Genomic DNA, 25862 nt, shown 5'->3' with positions numbered 1-25862 from the left:
GGGTGAGGGTTTGTTTTGTTATTCTTCAAAGAGAGTGGTTAAATAGCATTGGGTGAAATTTGCCGTTCAATTTTCACTCTTACGAGTAAAACTAAAAAATAATAAAGCCCCTAATCAAACGGTAACGTAAGTACAGATAATCATGGCTATCTTTCGCGTATTCTTTTTTTTATTTCTTGTTGTAGGCAGTTACCTGCCTTCGAATGCCAGCGCGCAGCATATCGAGCAGCTCTTCGATGAAGAAAGTACGCTAGATTTATCAGACTCTCTGTATTTTTTATTTGAAACCGATTATCAGCTTACTATCAGCGATGTATCACGAAGGCGCAATGACTTCCTTATGCATCCCCATGACAACCCTAACTTTGGGTTTCGTAATAATGGCATGTGGCTACTCACTTCTGTTGCCAATGTTTCAAACGATAAACACTGGGTGTTCTCAATAAATTTCAGCCAACTCGACAGTGTTGATTTTTATTTGGTGCAAAACGGCAAGGTAATAAAGCAAAGCCATCAGGGGAAAGCTCAAAAAGAACAGCGTTTTCGTGTTCCAACCTTTCGTGTTGAGCTGCCTGATAGCGATCCTGTCGACCTTTACATACGCATTGAAAGTCGCTCATCTAGCCTAATTGCACCACTTCGAATTCAAGCCGAACCGCTACATAGCAGCTACTTCCAAATGGACAGCTTGCTCTGGGGCTTTTTCTACGGCGGATTGCTTATTCTCGCTATTTATAACCTTGCTCTATTTTTTGGCGTGCGGGAAAAAAGTCTGATTGCCTATGTTGGCTATATCGCTGCGGTTATTTTGTGGCAGTTTGTGTGGGGCGGCCATACGCACTTGCTGTTTAGTCAGGGGATCCCGTCTTGGCTGGTTGGGCATTCCGAGCTGATATTCGTAATTATTGGTATAAGCTCAGGCTTTTTTACCAAGACGTTTTTGGAAACGGAAAAGCACTCTCCCACGGCACATCCTGTCATTAACTTATTGTTGGTTTGCCAAGCGTTAACAGGGCTGGTGTGCTTCGTCGATCTGCTTCCTTCTATTTGGAAGAACAACCTAGTATACGGCGTGGGTCTTGTGGCGATATTGAGTTATATCTACGCCGGGTTCGAAGCATTTTTCAATAAGTTTAAGCCCGCGCGTTACTTCATATTTGCATGGAGTATGCTCGCCACCGGCGCAATTATAGGTATGTTAAGCCTTATCGGAATTTTACCTTCCAACGACTTCACCACCTATTGTTTTCAGGTGGGTGTTTTCTTAGAAGCAGGGCTCTTTTCCTTTGCATTAATGGAGAAAAGCAGAGGCCAGCTGGAAAGCGAAGTTGAGCAAGCAACAAATGATTTGCGCAACAATATGGAGCTCATTGAAGAGCAGAATGCCCGTTTAGATATCGCGCGCAAAGATGCGATAAAAGCCAGTAACGTTAAATCTCAATTTCTGGCCAACATGAGCCATGAAATTCGCACACCTCTTAATGCCATCTTGGGGTTCAGCAAAGAGTTGAACAATGCGTCGCTGCCCACTGACCAGCAAGAGCAAGTCAGAATTGTAAATACGGCCGCGGATAACCTGCTAACAATCGTTAACGATATCCTCGATTTTTCTAAGATTGAGGCCGGTAAACTGCAAATTAATAATCAGCCTTTCTCGCCTAATAAGCTGCTCGAAGAAATGGTCACTATCATGGCTAAATCTTCCCACAGCAAGCGCATCGAATTTGTATTTGATTTGCACCCGCTCCCTGAAAAACTCATTGGCGATGTGTTTCGTATTAAGCAAGTGCTCAATAACTTGTTAAGTAATGCACTTAAATTCACGTCCAGCGGCACCATTACGTTTTCGGTGAGCGGACGCTCGCTTCCTCATGGTATTCACGAAGTAAATATTACCGTTGAAGACACAGGTATCGGAATAAGCCGACAAGACAGAAAAAAGCTATTTAACGCCTTCTCGCAAGTAGACGACGCCCTTAACCGTAATTACCAAGGCACTGGATTAGGTCTCGTGATAAGTCGAGAGCTAGTTCGCTTAATGAACGGTGATCTAACGCTAAAAAGTGTATTAGGCCAAGGCTCTACGTTTAACGTATCACTACGTATGAACCAGTTAAGCCAGAAATATGCGTTAACTAGTAGTGAAGACTGGAAAGGTAAGAACGTGGTTATTTTCGACCCGGTACCTGCAACACGTCGCTCAAGTGCAAGCATGTTATCGATTTTGGGTGCGCAGGTTACCTCTGTTGAATCACTAGATTATTTGATGTCACTTAAAGGCCAGTACGACTTTTTCATGGCAACTGTGCCGGTAAGTAAGATGGGATTACGGGATACCTATTTAAGTCGTTTTGTACAGTTCCCTGCGCAAAAGCGCATACTTTGGTATTCCGGCCCTGAACCTTTTGCCCAATACCCAAGCCTGTCGCAACATTTCCATTCACAAGCGCGTATGCCGATGACGCTTACCAAGTTAGATAGCCTGGTGCACCACCATACAACGCCAGCTAAAAATGCGATGCAAGAGAAAATAGGCACGCTACCAAAAGCTAAAATTCTTGCCGTTGATGACATGGAAATGAATCTTAAACTGCTGCATACGTGGCTCGATCATTCTCCTGTCGAGCTAACCACAACGATCAGTGGACAAGACGCCGTCAATCAGTGCCAGACTCAAGAGTTTGACTTAATTCTCATGGACGTGCAGATGCCAGGCATGGACGGACTGCAGGCCACCCGAGAAATTCGTAAATCACCGTTGAATATGGGTACCCCAATAGTGGCAGTGACAGCCCACGCGTTTAAAGAAGAGCAAGAAAGATTGCTTGCCTCTGGCATGGACGATTACTTACCTAAGCCTATTGAGGTTGAGCTACTTATTACGCTTATCAATTCGTGGTGCCACAATGTTGAGCCCGGTGAAATCGTCTTTCCCTCTATCGACTGGCAGCTAGCACTTAAACGAGCGAATCAAAATCAAGATACAGCAAAAGAAATGTTAGACAGTTTTATTGCGTTACTGCCCGAAACTATCGAGACACTTTCGGCGCTTTGGGACGATCAAGATTACAATGGGCTTAAGACCGAAGTTCACAAACTACACGGTGCGTGTTGCTATACAGGTCTGCCGCGCATGCAGCATTTAGCCAACGAAACAGAGAGCTCACTTAAACTTGGTCAGCACAAGCTAGTCGAGGAAAACTTACCAGCCCTTATTGCCGAAGCCAAGAAAGTGCTTAACGAGAGTAAATTGAAGGACAGCCGCAGCTAGGCAAATAAAGTCTAATTGCTACGATGAGCTTAGCTGGCTTCAGAAGACTGCCTAGCTTTCTGGCACTGAGCAATAAGTCCTGCAAACTCGCTGGCATCCCTATCTAGCTCTGAGCTCGCGATAAAAATATCATACCCAAGGCGCTTTCTTAGCTCTACCATACGATGTGCCAGCATAGCTTTAATGCCTTTAATGATGGTCCCGTCTTCCATAACGTACTGCTTATCGTCAAACATAGATTGCTCATAACAGCTTCCAGAGGCGCAATTCTCATCTGTGTTCTGCATTAGCAATGGCCGCTGCTCCATTAACAAGTGCGTTGCAAGCCGTGGTGAAATCGTATTGAGGAAATCCGTGTAACTTTTGATTTTGAAACCGATGGTTTCAAGGGGAATATGCTCCAGCCCATGACGAACACGGGGGCAATCTGCGCGCAGCAGGTTATCCCAGTGAATACGCCAACTGCCCAGACGGTGGCGATAAGTAATATAGTCTTTGGCTATTTCCAAACTATAGTCGGGCTCACGAATTTTGAAGTACCCTACGAGCAAGCACACTAACGCGGCACTGGTGATGAAAATCCCCGCTAAGAACAGCCAATCGGGAAGAAAGGCTAACCACAGTGCCGCAACACACAAACCGATACAGCCCAGCACCAGGCTGGTAATACCGTTACTTTTCGAGGCTGCTCGGATATAGATTGGTTCGACACTAGTACCAGACATAAAAATACACCACCAACATGATTACGGCCCAAACGATATAAAGTCTCATGCGTTTACACTTAACGCAGTCGGTTTGCCACCAACGCAAAAGAGGATTTGATTTTCGCATACGCTAAGTAAGCCAAATTTATACGTGGGTTAAAAAGGGATAGTTTAACCGTAAAATTATGCCAATGTGTGATTTCTATAACGGTATCGTTGAAAAGCAGCCACTACAGTTGGCGTAAAGACTAACGACAAGATTACCGAGAATCCTACTCCACCAGCCAGCACCACGGCCAACGGCGGCCAAAAGCTACCTTCACTGAACAATAGCAAAGGAATCAATCCACCTACCGTTGTGAAAGTAGTCGATAAAATATGGCGGCTACAGCTCATGGTTTCTTCAACAATGGCTTTCGTGTCTCCCTGCTTTGCTTTGGGGTTCGCGTTGATAGCGGCAATGACCACTATAGATCCGTTGATTGCTACGCCAATAAGGCCAGCACAACCTAGCAGCGGATTAAACCCAACCGGCAATCCAGATATCCAAAGACTGAACATACCCAGCCCTACAGAAAGTATTGCCACTAATCCGATTACACCCGCCATGCGCAAGCTGGTAAAAGTCAGAATGAGCGTGGTTACCATAAGAACCAACAGCACCGGCGCATAGGTCGCTAATTTACCTAATGCTTGCTGCTGTTCATCAGCGTCTCCCGCTAAATGAATACGATATCCTTCGGGAAGAATTAATCGACTTTCGAGCAGATCTCGCAAATGATTACTTGCATCAATGGCCGGGACACCAGGAAGCAAAAACGCCTGAATACGGTTGAGCCTTTCGCCATCAAGGCGCGTAATACTGCTGGTTGCAGGCTGAAGCGTTAAGTTTGTTACAGCAGCAAGTGGCGACCAAGAAATAGCATTGTCTCCTGCAACCGGAATTGGCATGGCGTCTACGCCCGTTACATTTTGTCTATACGCCTCGTCTAGCCTTACGCGTACAGGAATTTCTTCTGTGCTTTCCAAAACAGAACCACCAGTAATACCTGAAAAGTTTATCTGCATTTGATTGGCAAGCTCGGAAAGCGTAAGCCCCAAGTAAGACAGGTTATCGCTGTCCGCGTTTATTTTAAGCTCGGGTTCTCCCATTGAAACGCTGGTTATAGACTGAGAAATGCCGTCGACTTCAGACATTAACATGCGTACTTTGTCGCCTAGGTCGTTCAACACATTCAGATCAGGGCCGAAAATCTCTACCTCAACAGGCGCCGCAATAGGCGGACCCTGCCCAAAGGCTCGCACTACAATTTGTACTTCTGGATACGCGCTATCAAGCTCTTGTTGTAGTTTGCCCACTAGCGCAACAGCGTCATCCACTGTATCTGTCGACACCACAGCATTTGCGAAATAAGGCATGTTGTCACGTGTCATCATCTGGTTGTAGTACACCGAAGGCGCAGAGCCCCCGACTAACCAACTTACTTGTTTCACGCCTTGCTCACTGCGAATAGCACTATCTATTTTTTTAACATAGCTCGTTGTGTTGTCGATGCTGCTCCCTTCTTTGGTCCACAGGTACACTTCGAACTGGTCTCTATCTGCACTTGGGAAAAACACATTGGCCAAGGTGCCCGACAATACAAAACCCGATAAACAAAGGATAGCAATAACCGGTAACACCAAAATTGGCTGTTTAACCCATCTACCCAATTGCTTTTTAAAAGCGAGACTGAGCTCTGGCGCTTGTAACCCCACTTTCCACCACGCCTTCGATGCTATTTCATGTTGCGAACTATTGTCGTGCTTTGGCAAAAATCGGGCAGCGAGGGCTGCAATGATAGTAAGAGAAATAAACAGCGAGCCAATAAGTGCCATCACCACGCTAATGGCAATCGGGCCAACAAAGTCACCAATGTTTCCATCTAAAAGAAAGATGGGCATAAAGCCTAAAATGGTCGTCAGCGTTGAAGCCAGCAGCGGTACAAATAGATGTGAAACGCTTTTGGCCATAGCACCTACTCGCGTTAAATTAGGATCTTGTAAATTAATGCGAATTTCATCGGTAATAACAATGGCATTATCGATTAGTAAACCAATGGCGATGATCATGCCAAAGATAGACATTTGGTGAATTTGCTCGTCGTAAAAACTTAAAGAGAACAGGGCAAAAGCGGCGCATAAGGGAAGTGCCAGGCCCACAATCCACGCAGCACGAAACCCCATGAAAAGTAGAATAACCATCATGACCACGGCGCACCCCATAAGCAGGTTCATCGATAAGTCAGCAAGGCGAGTAGCGGTATATTCGTTTTGCTCAAATGCAACGGTCGCGGTTAAGGTTCCGCTGAAGTCTTTATTGAACTGTTCCACTACTGCTAATGCATTTTCTGTCCATACATCAGAACGCAGTGAGGGCTGCATACGCGCTGCCACAAAGATAGACTCTTCACCATTTAGAAATGCCACTTCGTTGCGAGGGGTAGTGAAACTGCGCTCAACTGTAGCGACGTCTTCTACCCGTAAGTAGCGGCCTTGCTCGTTAACTAAGGGAATTGAAGCAATCATGTTCACGCCATTTAAGCCCTCTCCCACTGTAAAGCGCAAATTACTTTGCTGGGAGTTAAGCATACCCGCAGGTAATTTGGGGTCGGCGCGGCTTATCAAATTGCTTACTTGCTGTAAGGTAAGACCCGTTGCAGCAAGCTTAATAGGGTCGATATTGACGCTAATTTCTTCCTGCGGTGCGCCGTATACACGCACTAGCTCAGTGCCGTTAACGTTTCGCAGCCTGTCTGTAAGTTCTTGGGCTAAACGCGCGGTGAGTGTAATAGGGGTATTTTCAAAGTGGTCTGCTCGCACAGATAGCAATAAAGTGAACGCTGTCGCGCCGCGCTTTTCATCGAAAACTGGCGCCATTGCACCTTCAGGGAATGACTCAGCGGCAGCGCCAATGGCGTCGCGAATTTCGCTGAATAATTGTTCGTTACTTGAATTGTTTATCCAGTCTTGCGTTTCTATAAGGATAATGGAGATACCAGCACGCGACGTGGACTTCACTTCCTTTATTTCAAATATTTCTCTAAGCCTGTCTTCAAGCACATCACTAACCAAAGCCTCTACCCGTTCCGCCGATGCGCCTGGGTATTGAGTGATGATTAATGCGTTTCGCGTATCTATTCGCGGGTCTTCAATACGCGGCAGAGAGCCTAATGCTGACAACCCTGCTGTGACTAGCACCAGAAGACTCAGTATGAGTAAATGCCCTCGTCGGTAAAATAAGGTATACCATGGATAAGATTTATCTGAGCCGAAGTTAAATGACTTCATTAGCGTGCCCCAGCTTGATGTTGACTGGGGATTGATACCATTTGGCCAGGTGCGAGTTTGTGTGTACCTTCGCTTACGTAAACCTCTCCATCTTTAAGCGCTCCGCGCACAAACGCGTTGTTTCCGTCGGTATATACAACTTCCACTACACGGGCTTCAAGGGTGGCGTTTTGCTCGTTTGATAAAACAAATACACGCCACAAACCGCGCAAGCCGTTGCTTAGCGCGTTAACCGGCAGCCAACTTCCGGTCTCAGAGTGAGAACGAAAGCCAGACAAAATGGCCATGTCACCGGGGCGTACCCGCTCATTACTATTTAATGTCACTAAAATATCAATGGTTCGCGTTTGCACGTTGCGAACAGGTAAGCGTTGCGTAACAGTACCCGCCACATCAATATCCCCGACGCTAACCAGCACCGGCTCATTAAGGTCAAACTGATCCACAACATCGGCAGGTACCGCGAAACGTGCCTGATAATTCTCTATGCCCGTAATTCCAAACACGGGGGTTCCAGCGCTAACTACACTGCCTTCATCAAAAAATCGTCGATTGACTACGCCATCGAAGGGAGAAATAAGGGTCGTTTTTTCTATTTCTACATTCAGTGATTCAAGGGCGGCCTGCATTTCACTAACTTGGGCCTTAGCGACATTGAGACTTGCCTTGGTTTCGTCTAGTCGCTGCGCTGATTCTAGCTTTTTCTCAACCAACGACGTGGTTCTTTCGCTGTTTACTCTAGCAAGTTCAAGGTCGGCGTTCGCACGCTCAAGTGAGGCTTGAAGCTCACGTTTTCTGGCGTTGAGACGCTGAATATCTTGACGGGCTAGAACATCTCCCTTGCTTACTACATCGCCCTCTTCAACAAGTAATGTATTGACTTGCCCTGCCATATCGAATGAAAGCGAAGTGGCCCGCGGGGATTCGATTAGCCCAAAAACATTGATTGGAGTTTCAAAGCCCGATTGAATTTTGACTGTTCCAGTGGACACTGCAACGGGAACTCTTGCCTCTGGCGTTTGTGTCGCATTGCCAAGACCTGCTGTCATCAAAAGAATGACCAACGCTGCAGTAAAAACGGCAATAGCGATAATAAGTGAGAGTTTGCCACTTTTAGAAGGCGTCGTTGCAGCAGTCATAACATTTCCTTTAACCAGTTTAGCGTTTGCTCTGGGCTATATTTGCATACTTATTGTGCTATGCTAGTATATAAATACTAGACCGTCCAGTTTGATATTTAAATATTCGTCAATAAAGTGAGAACGAACGTGGCTACCACTCGAAAGCAAGGCCGACCTAAAAGCGAAGAGAAATACCATCTTATATTGCATGCAGCGTCTTGCCTGTTCTTAAAAGAGGGTTTTGCCAACACATCTATGGACACTGTGGCTAAAGCCTCAGGAGTGTCTAAACAAACGGTCTATTCTCATTTCGAAGGAAAAGATGCTCTCTTTAAAGCAGCAATCTCATCGAAATGCAGATCATACCAACTCGACACCCAGCAACTTATCGACGCCACTTCAGGCTCACTCTCACTATTAGAATGTTTACGAAAAGTTGGCTGTCAGTTTGTGCGACTATTACAAGATCCTGAAGCCATTGCTATCTTTCGAGTAATTATAGCTGAAGCGGTAAATAGCCCTCATGTGGCAACACTTTTTTATCAGGCTGGGCCCGAAGCTTCCCTATCTACATTGAGTGATGTCATAGAGAAGTTCGGAGAAGGTAGCTTAAGCCGTGATATCGCCCAACAGCTGGCAGTAGATTATTGCGCCCTGCTTAAGGGGGAATATCACACCATGATGCTGTGCGGCATACAGTCTCCGCTTCAAGACGAAGCGATTACAGCCCACGTAAATAGCGCAGCTGAAAAGATCCTTTTACTCTTTACCCATTATACTCAGCAACACAATTAGCCGACATATGCGCACATGCACACTTGCATTTTGATTTTTGGAAAGTCCTTTTCAATAAAACGCCAAACTGAGAAAAACGTAAGGCAAGATTAACGTTGCGCTAATGACTTAACCCCAGCGGTATTATAAACTAGCGCCGTTTTCGTTGATGATTGAGAAGCGCATGTCTGACTTTACCGGTAACCACATTCTTTCGGTTAATCAATTCGATCGCGAGGCCATTGAGAAAGTGTTCTCAGTTGCCAATTCCATGCAACCCTATGCCAAACGACAAAAGCGCACAACCGTGCTAGATGGCGCCATTCTCGGTAACCTTTTCTTTGAGCCAAGTACCCGTACGCGAGTTAGCTTTGGTACCGCATTCAACCTTTTAGGTGGTGAAGTTAGAGAAACCACCGGCATGTCAAGCTCTGCGCTGGCTAAAGGTGAGTCGTTGTACGACACAGCCCGTGTGCTGAGCGGCTATTCCGACATTATTGCAATGCGACATCCTGCGGCGGGTTCAGTGGCAGAATTTGCCGAAGGTAGTCGTGTACCTGTTATCAACGGTGGTGATGGTGCAAACGAACACCCAACCCAAGCACTGTTGGACTTGTTCACGATTAAACGTGAACTGGAATACAATGGTCACGGCATTGACGGCTTACACATCGCCATGATTGGTGATTTGCGTTACGGCCGAACAGTACACTCTTTATCTCGCTTGTTATGTTTGTTTAAAAACATTCGCTTTACGCTCATTTCGCCAAAAGAGCTGGCCATGCCTCAGCCCATCGTAGACGCCATCGAAAATGCGGGGCACCAGCTTACGATTACCGATACCCTTGAAGGGAATATGGATGCGGACATATGCTATCAAACACGCATTCAGGAAGAGCGCTTTCCTTCTCAAGAAGAAGCCAACAAATACCGAGGTAAGTTCCGCCTTAATCAGTCGATTTACACGAAACACTTTCAGTCGAAGACCGTTATCATGCATCCACTTCCACGAGATTCACGTATGGAAGCCAACGAATTAGATAACGATCTAAACCTCAATCCAAACCTCGCCATTTTTAGACAAACCGACAATGGTGTACTTGTCAGAATGGCATTGTTTGCGCTTACTCTGGGTGTAGAAAACCTTCTCACTAAGTACGAGCGTGACGTGGTTTGGTACAGCAATAAGAGTAAGTAATTACATGCAAAAATCTGAAGCCCTATTTACCCGCGCCCAAAAAACCATTCCTGGTGGCGTAAATTCACCCGTTCGCGCTTTTAAAGCGGTAGGCGGTACACCTCGCTTCATCACGAACGCTGATGGCGCTTACATGTGGGATGCGGATGGTAAGCAATATATTGACTATATTCAGTCTTGGGGCCCTATGGTTCTAGGTCACAATAACGCCCAAATTCGCGAAGCGGTTATTGAAGCGTCATATAACGGCCTGTCTTTCGGTGCACCTACCGAAGCTGAAGTGATCATGGCTGAGTTGGTTAGCGAACTGGTTCCATCTATGGAAATGGTACGCATGGTGAACTCTGGTACAGAGGCCACCATGTCAGCTATTCGCCTGGCTCGCGGCTACACCAGCAGAAACAAAATTGTTAAGTTTGAAGGTTGCTACCACGGGCACGCCGACTCTCTGCTAGTGAAAGCGGGCTCAGGTGCCCTAACCTTAGGTGTACCAAGTTCACCAGGTGTTCCAGCAAATGTTGCTGAGCATACGCTTACCGTTGAATACAACAACCTAGACAGCGTAAAAGAAATCTTCGAAGCCCATGGCGATGATATTGCGTGCATTATCGTTGAACCTGTCGCAGGTAACATGAACTGTATCCCTCCTGTGGAAGGCTTCCTTGAAGGACTTCGCGCTATTTGTGACCAATATGGCAGCGTATTGATTTTTGATGAAGTAATGACAGGCTTCCGCGTATCTCGCGGCGGGGCGCAAGAGCGTTATAACATCAAACCAGACCTGACTTGCTTGGGTAAAGTCATTGGCGGCGGCATGCCAGTGGGCTGTTTTGGTGGCCGTCGTGACATTATTACTCACATAGCACCGACAGGGCCAATTTACCAAGCGGGTACGCTTTCTGGTAACCCGGTAGCAATGGCTGCAGGTCTTGCTGCTTTAACGCAAATAAAGCAGCCTGGACTTTACGATTCAATTTTCGAAAATACGCAAACACTAGTGGATGGTTTCCAAGCCCTTGCTGACAAACACAATATTAGTCTAACTACTAATATTGCCGGCAGTATGTTTGGGATATTCTTTACTGACGTAGAGAAAGTCACGAACTACAAGCAAGCAATTAACTGTAATACCGAGCAATTCAACAAGTTCTATCACGGTATGCTAGAGCAAGGCGTTTACTTAGCACCTGCATCTTATGAAGCGGGCTTTGTTTCTAAAGCGCATGACGCTGCAGTCATTGAGCAAACCCTTGCTGCAGCAGATAAAGTGTTCTCAACGCTTTAAGTTAATTCCTTTCTGGTAATTTTTGCACTAATACGCCCACCGTGGCGTATTAGTGCCTCTTCTTCATTGCTTCTCTCATACGTAACGCTTGAATTCCTCGCGGGCTAGATTATTAGCCTTCATTTAAAAGCAGTTTATAGGTGTGGTGTTATCAATGGATTGGCAGTTTGGCGCTATTTGCGCACTTTTTCTCTACAGTGTCGCTATCACAACTTTGCACGTAAGGCGCAGCCGTCGGTTTGCATACAGAGCTAGCCAATTTAAACGTCGGCGTCATGTCTCCACCACTGTCGCAAAAAACGACGATGAAACGCACTTTCACACAGCTGCCGATGAGGCCCAAAGGCTTACACAAACCTTTCAAAAATTCATTCCAAAGCAGTTTGTGGAGCACATTTCGAATTCTGACGTAGACGCGCTGGGTCTTGGCTATGCAGCAGAAAACGACGTTGCGATTATGTTTTGCGATATCAGAGGCTTTACTGGTTTTTCTGAACGTATTACGCCACAAGAGTTGATGAACTTTCTTAATTCTTATTTCACCAGAATGAACGATCCTATTCATCAAAATCACGGTTTTATTGATAAGTTCATGGGCGACGCCATTATGGCGCTGTTCGATCATCGCGAAGGATCTTCACAACAAAAAGCTATGGATGCGGTTAATGCTGCGCTCGACTTACGCAAAGCGCTGACAATATATAACGGCCATAGAAAGAACAGTAACTACGAACCAATTAATATGGGAATAGGTATCCACTTTGGCCCTGTTATTATGGGTACGGTAGGTTCAGAAGATAGGATGGATACCACCGTCATTGGCGATAGCGTAAACATTGCTTCTCGCTTAGAAGCTTTAACCCCCAAATACGAGGCGGATATTATCGTAAGTGCCCAAGTTCTTCAGACCATAGGGTCTGGCTTCCCAATTAAAACCCGCTTGCTTGACTGGGTAAGAGTGAAAGGACGAAAAGCGCCAATTGAAATATACGAGGTGTTAAGCCACCTTTCAGAGAGTGAGCAGGAAAAGAAGTTGGCGGTTCAGACCAAGATTGCCGCAGGTATCGCATGCCGTATAAATCAGCAGTGGGACGAGGCCATTTCTTTTTTTGAGACCGCTGTCGCTATGAGCCCAAACGATTCGCTAGCGCATCATCACATAGATGTTTGTCGAATTTACAAAAGCGTCGATTTTAAGGAGGATTGGGATGGTGCGCTAGTCTACTAATCCCAATGGCCATAAGCGACGGTTAAATTTAGGACTCAGATAACTTAGCCTGCTGGCGAATAAAATTAATGGATGGCGCGAAAAACGCAGCACCTGTTTCAGCACTGGTAAAGTCCAGCCATCTGTCATAATCGCCTTCACCGTTGCCGTATATTTGGCTGTGGAGCATCTGTTTAAATGGCCGCGCACTGGCACTACAGCTTACGAAGAATAAGCCTTGAGAGGCCATATCACCGTATGGCATGCCTTGCTTAATTAGCCTTGGTTCGTCGCCATCGGGCGCAACAGTGCTTGCCCTAACACAGTGCGAAGATTCAGACTGTTCGCTACTTACCAAATTGTGCTCTTGCGTGGTGCCCATCACTTGTTCTTGCTGACGGCTTGAAAGACTATTCCAACGCCTTAAATCATGGCGATAGCGTTGTATGTGAACATAGCTGCCACCGCTAAAGTCAGGGTCATCTTCGCCAATAATCCCGACTTGTCTGCGCTTCATTCCACGTGGATTATCTGCGCCATAAAGAAAACCATTGAGGTCACGGCCATCTAAGTACCTAAACCCTCTTATCTGCTCCACCAGTTCTACATGAATACGCAACAAATCCATCACTTCAATGCCAACCGCATGGCAAATATCCAGCCTATCAGCGCGAATTTGAATGAAGAGATCGCAAGGCATGGTGGGGGCACTTCTATCGTCACACTGCATATCAGGAAAAGGGGCAAGCTCAACAGGTATCAAACCGGGGTATACCTCAGCCCAGTAACCGGTGCCAATAGCGACAACCCCGGTTACCATGGCTTCGTAGTGCTCATTCTCAAAATGCTCGAATATATCCAGCACGCGAGATAGTTTGGCGCGTACGGCTTGGCTATCGTCATCAATGACGTTCAGTAGTAAATACTGTGCATGTAAATTTGGCTCAGCGCAGAGGCCTTTTTGTGGTTGTGTCATTGCCGCTCTTGTTGTTATTAACGCCTTGTTCTGACGTTTCGCTGCTGGCGATCATTCGCCGCGCTTTGTTGTGCGAACCTTATCGTAAAGTGTAGCGGCTGCTTCAAACTTTGAAACCCTTTAAAGCGAAGCAGCAAACGGGGGAACAAATTAACTCCGCCGCCTATTATTTACACTAGTGTGCTTAATAGCCCGCGGCTTGTCCATCTTTTCGCGTTTCTGAAGCGCCAAAATAGACACCTTTCTGCTCGTCCCAAGCGATGGCCTGATAGCCACCGAACGCGCCTACCACGCGTTGAAGCTTATGCCCCCGCTCCATGAGTTCTCGCTGAACGGTTTCACTGAACGCTGATTCTAAGCTCACATAGCCACCATCAGTCATCAACGCGCCCGTTGGGCTACTCGACCCACTGTGCAGTATGCGTGGAGCATCCCCCGCTTCCTGCAAATTCATTCCGAAGTCGAGAATGTTTACAATAATTTGCGCATGCATTTGAGGCTGAGTTCCACCGCCCATCACGCCAAAGCTCATCACTGGCTTACCGTTTCTTGTTACAAAAGCCGGGATAATGGTGTGAAATGGACGCTTTCCCGGGCGATATTCATTAAAGTGCCCTTCTTCAAGGGTAAACATCTCACCTCTATTTTGAAGAATAAAACCTAGCCCTGGAGGTGTCATGCCTGAGCCCATTCCGCGGTAGTTACTTTGAATTAAGGACACCATATTGCCCTCTTTATCAGCAACGGTCAGATAAATGGTATCCCCTTCATAAATACCCGCATCAACGCGATTCGCTGCGCGTTCATTATCTATGAGCTTCTGGCGCTTAGCGGCATACTCTTTCGAAATTAGCCAGTCGACTGGAATATCGTTGAAGTCTGGATCCGCATAGAACTTAGCGCGATCTTCGAAGGCGAGCTTCTTGGCTTCAACAAAGGTATGGATGTAGTCTGCTGAGTTAAACCCCATTCCTTCGATATCATAGTGCTCAAGCACATTGAGAATCTGTAGTGCCGCTATGCCTTGTCCGTTGGGCGGAAGTTCCCACACATCATACCCGCGATAGTTAGCAGAAACGGGCTCTACCCACTCCGAGGTATGTGACGACAAATCCTGGTATGACAAAAAGCCGCCTTGAGACTTCATGTAAGCATCGATAGTGCGTGCGATATCGCCCTTATAAAAAGCATCTCGCCCGCCTGTTGCAATCTTTTCATAGGTCACGGCTAAGCCAGGGTTTTTAAAAACATCGCCTTTTTGCGGTACTTTCCCGTCGATAAGAAAAGTCTCTGCGAAGCCGTCATAATGACCTATTCGCTCTTGATTCATCTGCCAGTAATAGGCAATGACTTCTGAAACAGGAAACCCCTCACGGGCATATTTGATAGATGGGGTAAGCAGCGCAGACATGGGCAGCTTGCCAAATTTTTCGTGTAGTGCAAACCAGCCATCTACAGCGCCAGGGACAGAAACGGGTAGCGGACCAAATTTTGGAATTTGATGCAAGCCACGCTCGGCAAACACCGCTTTGGTTAACTGTCTGGGTGAACGGCCAGAAGCGTTTAAGCCGACTAGCTTTTCTTCTTTTGCATCCCACACAATGGCAAATAGGTCGCCGCCAATACCGCTGCCTGTAGGCTCAACTAAACCTAACATGGCATTGGCTGCAATAGCTGCATCAACTGCACTGCCGCCTTGTTTTAAAATATCCAATGCCACTTGCGTAGCTAATGGTTGGCTTGTTGCTGCCATGCCGTTCTTTGCAATAACTTCTGAGCGACTTGCAAAGGGTTGCCCCGTTATTCTGTCATAGCCCAAACAGCTGATACTAAAGAAAGCCAGTATCAAAGGTAGAAGTCGCACACTTGCAGTCATAACCGTCCTTTTACTAAAACGTTGCCGATAATAAATCTAGCGTTAGTTTATCGATTCATAGTGTAGCGTTATTGTCACATTACGCCTAGGCTCTTTTCCTAAGCTCAATAATGGTCTTAAAACACATTGCATGAAACGAAAAAAGCCCCGCATTAGCGGGGCTTAAACGAAGTAATAAGGCATTATTGTTATTGTTGTTTCGTTGCCTAATCGAGACTCTCTTACGAACGGCTGCTTGTGAAGTCTGGGTATGCTTCCAGACCACATTCGCTCATGTCTACGCCGTCGAATTCTTCTTCTTCGCTCACACGTACACCCATAACCGCTTTAATCACTAGCCATACCACTAGGCTCACTACGAATACCCATACAAAGATAGTCGCTGCACCAATTAGCTGACCAGAGATGCTTGAACCATCGTTAGTGAAAGGTACAAGGATAAGACCTAGAAGACCTACCACGCCGTGAACTGAAATTGCGCCCACTGGATCGTCAATCTTAAGCTTGTCTAGTGCAACAATGCTAAGCACTACTAAAATACCACCAAGGCCGCCGAACAAAGTAGCTTGTAATGGTGTAGGTGTTGAAGGCTCTGCTGTAATAGCCACAAGACCGGCTAGTGCACCGTTAAGTACCATAGTTAGGTCAGCTTTACCGAATAGAATGCGTGCTACGATAAGTGCAGCAATTGCACCACCAGCAGCTGCAGCATTTGTGTTCATAAATACAATCGCTACTGAGTTTGCACTTTCAACAGTTGCAGTAGCCAGTACTGAACCGCCGTTGAAGCCAAACCAACCCATCCACAGGATAAATGTACCTAAAGTTGCAAGCGGTAAGTTAGCACCTGGAATCGCGTTTACTTTACCGTCAGCGGTGTATTTACCCTTACGAGCACCAAGCACAAGAACACCTGCAAGAGCAGCAGCTGCACCAGCCATGTGAACAATACCTGAACCTGCAAAGTCAGAGAATCCAAGGTCGCCAAGCGTATACATACCGAATACTGCTTCGCCGCCCCATGTCCAAGCACCTTCCATTGGATAGATGAAGCCCGTCATAACAACTGCGAACGCTAGGAATGCCCAAAGCTTCATACGCTCAGCTACCGCACCAGATACGATAGACATTGCTGTTGCAACAAATACTACTTGGAAGAAGAAGTCAGCAGAAGGAGCATATGTTGCTGGCTCTTCAGCGACACCTGTTGCGCCATCAGCCATGATACCGCTTAGGAATGGACCCCAGTCGCCGCCACCGTACATAATGCCGTAACCGCAAATCATGTACATAGTGCAAGCGATAGCGAATAGCGCCACGTTTTTAGTTAGAATTTCTGTGGTGTTTTTCGCTCGAACAAGACCTGCTTCAAGCATCGCAAAACCTGCAGCCATCCACATAACCAGTGCACCGCAGATTAGAAAATAAAAGGTATCTAGCGCATACCCAAGTTCAAAAGTGATTTCCATTATGGTTTTCTCCGCAAATATATCGTTGTGGCTTACAGCGCGTCGCTATCCGACTCACCAGTTCGAATACGAACGGCGTGTTCAAGGTCGTAAACAAACACCTTGCCGTCTCCAATTTTGCCTGTTTTGGCAGCGCCAACGATGGCTTCTACCAGGCGCTCTACTTGATCATCCTGAACAGCAATTTCCAGTTTGACTTTAGGTAGAAAATCCACCTGATATTCCGCTCCGCGGTAAAGTTCAGTGTGTCCTTTTTGACGTCCAAAGCCCTTCACTTCGGTCACGGTCAAACCGTCGATACCGATTTCTGAAATGGCTTCACGAACATCATCTAGCTTGAACGGCTTGATGATCGCTGTGACTAGTTTCATGAGTTGCTCCCAGTTTGTTTTGGTTATTCTGTGATTTATGGTCGTGTTTCCAACTATGGGAAGATAAACCAAGAGCCATGCCACAAATAATTAGCCAAATAAATCAAATACATACAAGCAAACGCTTCATGAACGCACAAAAATAATGCACACTAATGGTGCACTGTTAAAAATTTGCCCAATTTTGAAGCGGTATGAGGTTGCGGTAAGGTGAGAGGACTAAAAAGTGCGATGAAATTAGGATGGAACTATTCGATAGGGCCCATGGTCTGTTGTTTACTATGACGACTATCACCCCATCTTTCTTTGCGCCTGAGCGCAGCATTGAACACCATTCCGTTGCAAAGAAAACGGCGTGGCGCCCACTATTAATTTCGGGCTGTGCACATGTGTTTGGGATCATCGTAGTGGTCATACTTTCTCAAATGGGCATCAACAACCAAAAAGCACGAGTAAATGTTTTGGAGCGAACGCCGGAGATAAGCGCCAGACTGTACTATCCCCCCGTTCCACGCCCTCCTGCCCAAGCTAAACCACAAGAAACTAAACCAATCGATGTTTCCCCTAAAAGGCAAGAAATTGAGTTGAAGCCTGACGCAACCAAAGCGACTGAAGCACTTGATAGTAAGAATGAAATTGTAGAAAGCCCTGCGCCCAAGCAGCAGAAAAATGCTGAGCCCGATACACAGCAGGTATCCATTGAAAGTAAGCCGACTAATACACTGCCGTCGCCCACTTTATCAAAAGACGCAAATCGGCGCGCAGGCTCGTTGAATCTATCGGTAAAAGATGGCGCAGCCCTCTACTTTGAAAAGTATCACAGTGACAAAGTCGCTGAAGACGCAGAACAGGCAGCAAAAGCATTTCAAGAGCGTAAAAATAGTCCTGTGCTTAGCGGGCCAAGCACACAGCAAATACAAGCTAATGAAAATCGACGCCCTTCAAAACGCGTAAACTGTAGCAGTACGACCAATAAAACTTTGGCGATATTGAGTGGAATTGCTGGTGGAACCTTAGAATGCACCAAAATGGACGACCACAAACGTTTTATAGACGCTAGAGTCAATAAACTCCCTAAAGACGAAGAGCGAAACTAGCCGCGCCTTTTAACTATTTACCGTCACATCAGGATAGTTATTTTCTTTTGAAAAACTTAGGGGGTTGCCCGAAATACGCTTTGAACCGGCGACTGAATGCTGCAACATCTTCATACCCTGTTAGCTGAGCTATACCCAACATTGGTGTATCGGTATTTCTAAGTAGTGCTTTGGCCTTTTCCATCCTCACTTTTACAAGGTAATCTCGTAAACTATGCCCGGTGGCTTCTTTAAAGCGTGTTTTGAATTGCGTTGTTCCCATGCAGGCTATCCGTGCTAACTCCACCTGTGTAAAGCCTCGGGCAAGGTCGCGATGAATATGGCTTAATACAGGAGTCATTCGCTTATCCATGCTGCATCCTTTCAAGGATGTTTCTAGCAAGGTTAAAAATAGCGCCAGTATTTCTTCATGGCCTTGGTCAGCAAACTGGCTAATTTGAATCTCTACAAACGATAAAAACGCCTGTAATGCTGACGTTACCTGAAATATTGGGTGTAACCTGTCATTTAAATTAACTGGCACATACTCCAAGTCCGCCACAATAAATTTTGACAGTTCGTTAGCACTAAAATAATGGACCTCATTCGGCGCTATGCATACGCCTTCGCCTACGCCGACTCGCCCGCTAAAATTATCGATTTCTATCAAGATATGTCCGTTGATGGGCAGCACTAACTGAAAGTAGTTGTGTTTATGGCGGCACGTTTGCTTCGTATATGAGCGTACGGATAGCGATGGAATTGGGCTGTCAGTCATTTTATTGCTCCCAACAGTCCATAATAGGTAGTACTGATCTTTTGCCTAACTCACCGTTTATTTGCATCTATTTCCTTGCCGTTAACTCAGTACTCTCTGCCGTTAGATTAAGCACTTTTATTCATTTTGTCACAAATACGTGCAATATTTGATACGCCTAGGAAGGCGTCGAACACTACATTTAAGGAACAAATATACATTTAAAATAAAGACAATAACGGAAAATAAATGAATATAAACTTACGTCAAATAGTCGGCTTGGCAGGTGCGTTGTTACCCGCTATCGCCATGGGTCAGGTCTCCAATGGAGACTTTGAAACATGGACGTCTGGCGCACCTAATTCATGGTCAACTATCGACTCCGGCATTAGTGTAGCTGAAAACTCTGTCTACTCATTCTCGGGAAGCAAGTCTGCTGCAGTTACCGTCAATACGACAACGCAAGGTTCAACTGACTTCCGTCAGACAATCAATGTAACCGCCGGTCAAAATTATGAATTTTCAGTGAGGCTATATCACACTGAAGGTGCTGTAAAAGCACGCCTATATGTAGACGGTTATCAAGGTTATTCTGACAACTCATTAACTGGAAACTGGCAACAGCTTACTTTCTCTTATTCCGCTACAGCGTCAAAAGAGATTGAGGTGGGGTTACGCTTTTATGATCAGACGGGCTTTGATGGGTCAGAAACCGTCTATGTAGACGCATTCGAGCCGACTACGCTTGGGTCAGGTGGCAATAACGGCGGTGGAAGCGCGTGTGCTAGCCATTCAGGTGTTTTGAACTTAACTACCGACAATTACGGCAGTGAAACCAGTTGGCAAATAACTAACGCAAACAACCAAGTTGAAGCCTCTGGCAGCAGCTACGCTAGCAACCAAAGTTATACTGAAGCGGTTTGCCTTACTGATGGAGAATATACCTTTACCATTAGTGATGCCTATGGCGATGGAATCTGCTGCTCCTATGGCTCTGGCAGCTATAACTTGCTAATAGAGGGCGTGTCTGTAGCTAATGGCGGCTCTTTCGGCGCGAGTGAAAGCACCAGCTTTAGCGTTGGCACAACGAGTGGCGGTGGCAGTGGTGGTGGTTCATCAGAACTCACTGGTTACTATGCAAGTGCCAACGGTCTGTCAGGCTATACGTTAAAAACCGAGCTTTACAACATTATCAAAAATCATAATACACAAAGCTATGGCGACCTTTGGACATTCTATATTTCATACACAAGCGACAGCTACTATGAAAATGACGGCTCCATTTTGGACATGTATTCAGAAAACCCAAATGGTAGTGACGCTTACAGCTACACGGCTGGTTCTGACCAGTGTGGCAGCTATAGTGGAGAAGGCAGTTGCTATAACCGCGAACACGCCTTCCCGCGCAGCTGGTTTGGCGGTGCAGTCTCGCCTATGAATACTGATGTTCATCACGTTTTTGCAACCGACGGCTACGTTAACGGTCGCCGAAGTAGCTATCCGTACGGTGATGTCGCAAGTGCTACTTATACGTCATCGAATGGTTCCAAACTGGGCGCGGGCTCTTCTGCTTCTGGTTATACAGGCACCGTTTTTGAGCCCATCGACGAGTTCAAAGGTGACTTCGCTAGAGCGTATTTCTACATGGCGACACGTTATGAAAACGTCATTGCAAATTGGGAAACGAATAGCACCTATGGCGACGCAGTGTTGAATGGTACGAGTGATCAAGTATTTGAAAGCTGGTTCTTAACTCTGCTTTTAAGCTGGCATTCTCAAGACCCTGTAAGCCAAAAGGAAATCGATAGGAATGACGCTGCCTTCAATTTCCAGAACAATCGAAACCCTTTTGTTGATCATCCAGAACTGGTAAACAACATTTGGGGTAATTAACTTCAACATGAGAAGAGCACGAGCGTGCTCTTCTCAACTCACACTTCCTCTGAGTTCGCCTTTTCTGTTGGTGATAGCCCTGAAAATTGCCTAAAACGAATTGTGATTTATCGGCATTATTCCTAATTGTATATCACCCATGTTTTAAGTACGCTAAGCTGCTATTTACTGGGGATTACTCTAACTGTAATACATAACAAAGGATATTCGACGTGGCCGCAGCTAACTTACTTGCCCTACTTGATGATATAGCAACGTTAATGGACGACATCGCAACCATGTCGAAAGTCGCTGCGCAAAAAACAGCGGGCGTTTTGGGCGACGATTTAGCGGTAAACGCCGACCAGGTCCAAGGCGTTAAAGCAGACCGAGAGCTACCTGTTGTATGGGCAGTAGCAAAAGGCTCACTTATTAATAAAGCAATATTGGTTCCTGCGGCATTAGCCATCAGTGCTTTTGTGCCCTCTCTTATAACCGTCCTTTTGGTACTGGGCGGGTTATATTTATGTTTTGAAGGTGCAGAAAAACTGCTGCACAAATATCTTCCCCACGAAGATGAAGAAAAAACACGAGAAGCCAGAATAGAAGCGCTTACCCACGAAGATGTGGATATGGTAGCGTTTGAGAAAGATAAAATTAAAGGCGCTATACGCACTGACTTTATACTGTCTGCTGAAATTATTGTAATTGCATTAGGCACAGTGACCGATGCAACACTTACTACGCAAATTGGTGTACTGGTAGCACTAAGCTTAGCGATTACCCTTGGCGTTTATGGGCTGGTAGCGGCACTAGTTAAAATGGACGACGTTGGGCTTTACATGCTTCGCAAGTCGTTAACAGGTTCAATGAACACCCTTCAACGATTTATTGGCAGAGCGTTATTAGTTGCCGCCCCCGCATTAATGAAAACCCTTGCGGTTGTAGGCACTGTTGCTATGTTTTTAGTCGGTGGTGGCATCCTCACCCACAGCATTGGCTTTTTGCACGTTATTACCGACTGGTTTACCGCACTTATCCCAGACGCATCGCTGGTTATGTCTATACTTGCTGATGGTGTTGTTGGTATTGCTGCTGGTGTGATCATTGCGCTAGTAGTGACAATGGTTTCACAATTTAGAAGTAAAGCGTCCTAGACCTATTCACTCTTTTATACATTGGCGGCGCCGCTCTTCTTTATAGACCTGCGCCCCTATTTCTGACCTTTCTCATGGTCACCAGTGTCGCTGCGCAAGTGTTAAAAAATTTGCGTTAGTCATTTTGACCACCTCTACATTAAATTCGCTAAATTTTAGTATTTATTTAATTCCTCAATTCCACCTTTATTTTTTACTAAAAGTTAAAATTCATTAAATTCATATGCTTACCTTATTTTTACGAGTTGGCACATCCCTCGCTATAAACTAATTGTTAATTGATAACGACTTATTATCGAAACCTTTAGCAACATGATAGCTGCCACGCAGTATGTTCAAGTGCAGTGTCTAACTTAATTTTTGGAGATTACTATGTTTATCGGTCGCAAAACTTTCACTGCACTAACTTTAGCAACTAGCGTATTGGGCGCATCAGCGTTCGCTGACGACACTCAGAACAACATTGTTTCGCATACAGATTTCATCGTTGAAAGCGCCATGCATGACGTAAAGCAGAACTTGGACCTAGGCGTGACTTATGACGTGTTAACTGCAAGCCATACGTTTGAGCCAGAAGTAGAAGAAGCAAATGCATTGGTTGCTGACATCACTATTACGCCGATTGAGCCTATCAGCTCAGACGATAACGACGCATAAGGAGAATGCACATGTTAACCGCCGCAACCCTATTTATGGTGGTACTCGGACCGGTTATTGCGTTTGGAGTCAGTGCGCTGGTGTTTTCAACAGCGCGCCTATTCCTTCAGAAAGGTCACTGAAAACGCAATAAAAACAAATAGGAACCTAACCGACTACCGCTAAAAGATTTGCCTTCCCTGGGCCTTTTACTCCAGAGGGAGATAGAAAGCACGGACTGTATCCCAGCCAAGTGATTGTGTTTTCTATCTTCTTACTGGAGTTTTTTTATCCGAATATCCGTTCCCACCAGCTTTTATCATCCTTGTCGCTGTCTTTGTCTACAGGACGGCCTGAACAATCTTGTTGAGGTGGAGGAAGCACATCCAAAATAGCCGGTACGCTTAAACTCCCAGCACATCCTGCAACCACAACCGCGCCGGTCTTGGCGTCAAAATGTGCAATGCCTAAGCCTTTTGGGAAACGCCTTGATAATGACTTGGGTGACTGAGATTTCATGTAGTTTATAAAGACGGGCAAGGCCCCTCCTGCACCGGTCAAATTAACCGGTTGGTTGTCATCATTGCCTACCCAAACCGTAACCACATTGTTTCTATCGAAGCCACTAAACCAGCTATCGCGGTAATCGTCTGTGGTGCCCGTTTTGCCAGCCATATTCACATTCCCAAAATTCCAACCGATGCGCTTCGCAGTACCTTCGGTGGTTACTTTATACAAGGCATAGTTGAGCAAATAGGTTGCTGCTTCATCGGTGCGCTGAGCAAAAAACTCCGCCTTTTTCCAAAGCAGCGCGTTATCTGCTGTTACTACAGAAGTCACCGTATGAAGAGGTATGTAACGCCCATCATTTGATAAGGTCTGGTACATTTGGTTTGTACTAAATGGTGTCAATTCAAAAGCACCAAGGGTCAACGACGGTACTTTATCTACGGGGGTGGTTACCCCTAATCGCTCTATCGTATCGGCTAGCGCATCAAGCCCTATCTGCATGCCTAGATTAACGGTTGGTATATTTAAAGACTCGACTAGCCCTTGAAGTAACGGTACCTGCCCTCTGAACTCTTTATCGTAGTTTTGCGGCGACCACGTTTTTCCATTTCGACTTTCAAGGGTAATGGGCTCGTCTTTAAGCGGCGTTGCCAAGTTAAATTGGGTTGGGTCTTCTAGTGCAGTTAAGTAAACCGCAGGTTTAATCAACGAGCCTATAGGGCGTTTTGCGTCTAGTGCTCGGTTAAAGCCTTTGAACGCAAAGTCTTTTCCGCCAACGATAGCGCGTACTTCACCACTTGCACTATCTGTGACTACCATTGCGCCCTGTAATGGCACTTTCCTGTCTTTTTGCAAACCGTCTAGCGTACCCGACAATGCACTTTCAGCGCGGCGCTGGGCTACGATATCAAGTGTTGTAAACACTTTTACGCCCGAATCTCTTAAGCTAGGCTCAGCCAGAATTTCATTGAGTTCCCGACGAACCTGCTCCATGAAAGCAGGGTGTTTACCGCTTGCTAAGCTAGCCCCACTGGCGAGCCCTAACGGCATATTCACAAAACGTTCGTAGTCTTGACGACTAATTTCATTTTCATCAAACAGCATGCGCAACACTAAATCACGACGCTCTTTCGTGCGCTCAGCATATTTGCGTGGGTTGTAATAAGATGGGCCTTTAATAATAGCAACCAACGTGGCTATTTCGGGCGTACTTAGCTCGTTAGCTGGTCGGTCAAAATAGAAATAGCTGGCAAGTCCAAAACCATGTACGGCCATATCGCCATTTTGCCCCAAAAACACTTCGTTTAAGTACGCTTCAATAATTTCTGACTTGCTGTAACGGGCATCAATGATCACCGCCATAATGGCTTCTTTTGCCTTACGCACAATGGAGCGCTCACGGGTTAAAAACATGTTTTTAACCAGCTGCTGCGTTAGCGTACTGCCGCCTTGAACCGTTCGTCCGGCTGCAATGTTTGCCATTAGAGCCCGCAATATTGAAAGCGGCGCAACGCCATGGTGATTATAAAAATTGCGGTCTTCCACCAGGGTTAGCGCTTTTGGCAACATTTCAGGAATGGTGTCTAACGTTACCAGCATACGGTCTTCTTGAGACCCGCTTGTCATGCGCGTTACTAACCAGGGTTCTAGCTTTGCAGAACCATACGGGCGGCCTTGCGACTTGTCATAAATTTCCCCAATACGTGCACCTTCCCACGTGATCACTAAATGACGCAGAGGCTCTGCGCCTTCTGGAAACTGAAACGCACGGCGCTGCACAGTCAGCACCTTATTTTGATAGCTATATTCACCGCTACTGTCGGCAAAGGTTACCTTGCGGTAGCCCAGCAAATTGAGCTCATCAATGACTTCTTGGGGCGTTATCTCTTCACCTTTGCTGATTTCCAACGGACGGGCGAAGATCTGCGCGGGAACTTCCCATTTATTTCCAGAGAACGCATGCTTAATTTGGGCGTCAAGGTAGAAGGCATACGCCCCAAGCACAACCAAACCAATAAGAGTGACTCGCCAAAACAGTTTGAAAAACCACGAGCGCTTGGCCGAGCCTTTGCCATTGCTTGATGCTTTACTTTTTGAAGATGGATTGTCTTTTGTCTGTCTTTTTGCCACGTGAAAACGCCATGAAGATCATTGAGGATGACATCGCACATATTGCGATATGGATTTAACGAACGCCTTTAAAACGTTAGTTTTAATAGTATCAACATTACCATTCGGGCCGCCTCTCAACAACTGTTTCCAAATATGC

At 46.0% G+C, this 25862-nt stretch carries 18 protein-coding genes; 9 read left to right on the top strand and 9 right to left on the bottom strand.

What is annotated here, in order from left to right:
- Positions 1 to 142: 142 nt before the first annotated feature.
- Positions 143 to 3271 carry a hybrid sensor histidine kinase/response regulator gene (locus tag MHN09_RS05680; RefSeq protein WP_014975470.1) on the top strand — a complete coding sequence of 1043 codons (3129 nt, stop codon included), beginning with the start codon at positions 143 to 145 and terminating at the stop codon, positions 3269 to 3271.
- 29 nt (positions 3272 to 3300) lie between these two features.
- Here MHN09_RS05680 and MHN09_RS05675 read toward each other — a convergent pair whose 3' ends face one another.
- The 3 genes from MHN09_RS05675 to MHN09_RS05665 form a co-directional block, all read right to left on the bottom strand.
- Positions 3301 to 3996, bottom strand: a complete 696-nt coding sequence (locus MHN09_RS05675) for a DUF2982 domain-containing protein (protein ID WP_014948013.1) — start codon at positions 3994 to 3996, stop codon at positions 3301 to 3303.
- A 165-nt stretch (positions 3997 to 4161) separates the two neighbouring features.
- Positions 4162 to 7308 carry an efflux RND transporter permease subunit gene (locus MHN09_RS05670; protein ID WP_239239553.1) on the bottom strand — a complete coding sequence of 1049 codons (3147 nt, stop codon included), beginning with the start codon at positions 7306 to 7308 and terminating at the stop codon, positions 4162 to 4164.
- The gene (locus tag MHN09_RS05665; protein WP_014975468.1) at positions 7308 to 8447 is read right to left on the bottom strand and encodes an efflux RND transporter periplasmic adaptor subunit; all 1140 of its coding nucleotides are present in this window, start codon (positions 8445 to 8447) and stop codon (positions 7308 to 7310) included. Before MHN09_RS05665 ends, MHN09_RS05670 begins: the two co-directional genes overlap by 1 nt.
- Positions 8448 to 8576: 129 nt before the next feature.
- On the opposite strand from MHN09_RS05665, the gene MHN09_RS05660 reads away from it, so the two are divergent.
- From MHN09_RS05660 to MHN09_RS05645, 4 genes are all read left to right on the top strand, one after another.
- Positions 8577 to 9224 (top strand): TetR/AcrR family transcriptional regulator, encoded by a 648-nt coding sequence (locus MHN09_RS05660; RefSeq protein WP_014975467.1) that lies wholly within the window; start codon positions 8577 to 8579, stop codon positions 9222 to 9224.
- A 163-nt stretch (positions 9225 to 9387) separates the two neighbouring features.
- Entirely contained in the window at positions 9388 to 10401 is a 1014-nt protein-coding gene (locus MHN09_RS05655; protein WP_239239550.1) for an aspartate carbamoyltransferase, read from the top strand.
- Between the two features lie 4 nt (positions 10402 to 10405).
- Positions 10406 to 11686, top strand: coding sequence for a glutamate-1-semialdehyde 2,1-aminomutase (gene hemL, locus MHN09_RS05650; protein ID WP_239239547.1), 1281 nt, complete (start codon positions 10406 to 10408; stop codon positions 11684 to 11686).
- 154 nt (positions 11687 to 11840) lie between these two features.
- Positions 11841 to 12914 carry an adenylate/guanylate cyclase domain-containing protein gene (locus MHN09_RS05645; RefSeq protein WP_239239544.1) on the top strand — a complete coding sequence of 358 codons (1074 nt, stop codon included), beginning with the start codon at positions 11841 to 11843 and terminating at the stop codon, positions 12912 to 12914.
- Between the two features lie 28 nt (positions 12915 to 12942).
- Here MHN09_RS05645 and MHN09_RS05640 read toward each other — a convergent pair whose 3' ends face one another.
- The 4 genes from MHN09_RS05640 to glnK form a co-directional block, all read right to left on the bottom strand.
- Positions 12943 to 13869, bottom strand: coding sequence for a Dyp-type peroxidase (locus MHN09_RS05640; protein ID WP_014948006.1), 927 nt, complete (start codon positions 13867 to 13869; stop codon positions 12943 to 12945).
- A gap of 184 nt (positions 13870 to 14053) precedes the next feature.
- Positions 14054 to 15745 carry a gamma-glutamyltransferase gene (ggt, locus tag MHN09_RS05635; protein ID WP_239239541.1) on the bottom strand — a complete coding sequence of 564 codons (1692 nt, stop codon included), beginning with the start codon at positions 15743 to 15745 and terminating at the stop codon, positions 14054 to 14056.
- A gap of 221 nt (positions 15746 to 15966) precedes the next feature.
- Positions 15967 to 17214 (bottom strand): ammonium transporter, encoded by a 1248-nt coding sequence (locus MHN09_RS05630; RefSeq protein WP_014948004.1) that lies wholly within the window; start codon positions 17212 to 17214, stop codon positions 15967 to 15969.
- Between the two features lie 32 nt (positions 17215 to 17246).
- Positions 17247 to 17585, bottom strand: coding sequence for a P-II family nitrogen regulator (gene glnK, locus MHN09_RS05625; protein WP_012516988.1), 339 nt, complete (start codon positions 17583 to 17585; stop codon positions 17247 to 17249).
- 242 nt (positions 17586 to 17827) lie between these two features.
- Between glnK and MHN09_RS05620 the strand changes: the two genes are divergently transcribed.
- Entirely contained in the window at positions 17828 to 18682 is an 855-nt protein-coding gene (locus MHN09_RS05620; protein WP_239239538.1) for a hypothetical protein, read from the top strand.
- A gap of 37 nt (positions 18683 to 18719) precedes the next feature.
- On the opposite strand, the gene MHN09_RS05615 is transcribed toward MHN09_RS05620, so the two are convergent.
- The gene (locus MHN09_RS05615; RefSeq protein WP_239239535.1) at positions 18720 to 19439 is read right to left on the bottom strand and encodes an AraC family transcriptional regulator; all 720 of its coding nucleotides are present in this window, start codon (positions 19437 to 19439) and stop codon (positions 18720 to 18722) included.
- Positions 19440 to 19667: 228 nt separating this feature from the next.
- Between MHN09_RS05615 and MHN09_RS05610 the strand changes: the two genes are divergently transcribed.
- From MHN09_RS05610 to MHN09_RS05600, 3 genes are all read left to right on the top strand, one after another.
- Positions 19668 to 21311, top strand: coding sequence for an endonuclease (locus MHN09_RS05610; protein ID WP_069943606.1), 1644 nt, complete (start codon positions 19668 to 19670; stop codon positions 21309 to 21311).
- Positions 21312 to 21523: 212 nt separating this feature from the next.
- A complete protein-coding gene (locus MHN09_RS05605) occupies positions 21524 to 22447 on the top strand; it encodes a DUF808 domain-containing protein (protein WP_014948000.1) in 924 nt (307 codons plus the stop codon).
- Between the two features lie 372 nt (positions 22448 to 22819).
- Positions 22820 to 23104: a hypothetical protein gene (locus MHN09_RS05600; protein WP_014975460.1), complete on the top strand. Its 285-nt coding sequence runs from the start codon at positions 22820 to 22822 to the stop codon at positions 23102 to 23104.
- A 267-nt stretch (positions 23105 to 23371) separates the two neighbouring features.
- Here the strand turns inward: MHN09_RS05600 and mrcB are convergent, their stop codons facing one another.
- Positions 23372 to 25723, bottom strand: coding sequence for a penicillin-binding protein 1B (gene mrcB / locus MHN09_RS05595; RefSeq protein WP_014975459.1), 2352 nt, complete (start codon positions 25721 to 25723; stop codon positions 23372 to 23374).
- Between the last annotated feature and the right edge of the window lie 139 nt (positions 25724 to 25862).

Source organism: Alteromonas sp. MmMcT2-5 (assembly GCF_022348315.1).
Taxonomy (GTDB): Bacteria; Pseudomonadota; Gammaproteobacteria; order Enterobacterales; family Alteromonadaceae; genus Alteromonas; species Alteromonas macleodii.
This window is presented reverse-complemented; position numbering and strand designations above follow the sequence as displayed.

Coding starts and splice junctions, on each gene's coding strand:
- MHN09_RS05600 (WP_014975460.1), top strand. CDS start 22,820: ATGTTTATCGGTCGCAAAACTTTCACTGCACTAACTTTAGCAACTAGC.
- MHN09_RS05680 (WP_014975470.1), top strand. CDS start 143: ATGGCTATCTTTCGCGTATTCTTTTTTTTATTTCTTGTTGTAGGCAGT.
- MHN09_RS05630 (WP_014948004.1), bottom strand. CDS start 17,214: ATGGAAATCACTTTTGAACTTGGGTATGCGCTAGATACCTTTTATTTT.
- glnK (WP_012516988.1), bottom strand. CDS start 17,585: ATGAAACTAGTCACAGCGATCATCAAGCCGTTCAAGCTAGATGATGTT.
- MHN09_RS05665 (WP_014975468.1), bottom strand. CDS start 8,447: ATGACTGCTGCAACGACGCCTTCTAAAAGTGGCAAACTCTCACTTATT.
- MHN09_RS05610 (WP_069943606.1), top strand. CDS start 19,668: ATGAATATAAACTTACGTCAAATAGTCGGCTTGGCAGGTGCGTTGTTA.
- MHN09_RS05670 (WP_239239553.1), bottom strand. CDS start 7,308: ATGAAGTCATTTAACTTCGGCTCAGATAAATCTTATCCATGGTATACC.
- ggt (WP_239239541.1), bottom strand. CDS start 15,745: ATGACTGCAAGTGTGCGACTTCTACCTTTGATACTGGCTTTCTTTAGT.
- MHN09_RS05645 (WP_239239544.1), top strand. CDS start 11,841: ATGGATTGGCAGTTTGGCGCTATTTGCGCACTTTTTCTCTACAGTGTC.
- MHN09_RS05640 (WP_014948006.1), bottom strand. CDS start 13,869: ATGACACAACCACAAAAAGGCCTCTGCGCTGAGCCAAATTTACATGCA.
- MHN09_RS05675 (WP_014948013.1), bottom strand. CDS start 3,996: ATGTCTGGTACTAGTGTCGAACCAATCTATATCCGAGCAGCCTCGAAA.
- MHN09_RS05620 (WP_239239538.1), top strand. CDS start 17,828: ATGGAACTATTCGATAGGGCCCATGGTCTGTTGTTTACTATGACGACT.
- hemL (WP_239239547.1), top strand. CDS start 10,406: ATGCAAAAATCTGAAGCCCTATTTACCCGCGCCCAAAAAACCATTCCT.
- MHN09_RS05615 (WP_239239535.1), bottom strand. CDS start 19,439: ATGACTGACAGCCCAATTCCATCGCTATCCGTACGCTCATATACGAAG.
- MHN09_RS05655 (WP_239239550.1), top strand. CDS start 9,388: ATGTCTGACTTTACCGGTAACCACATTCTTTCGGTTAATCAATTCGAT.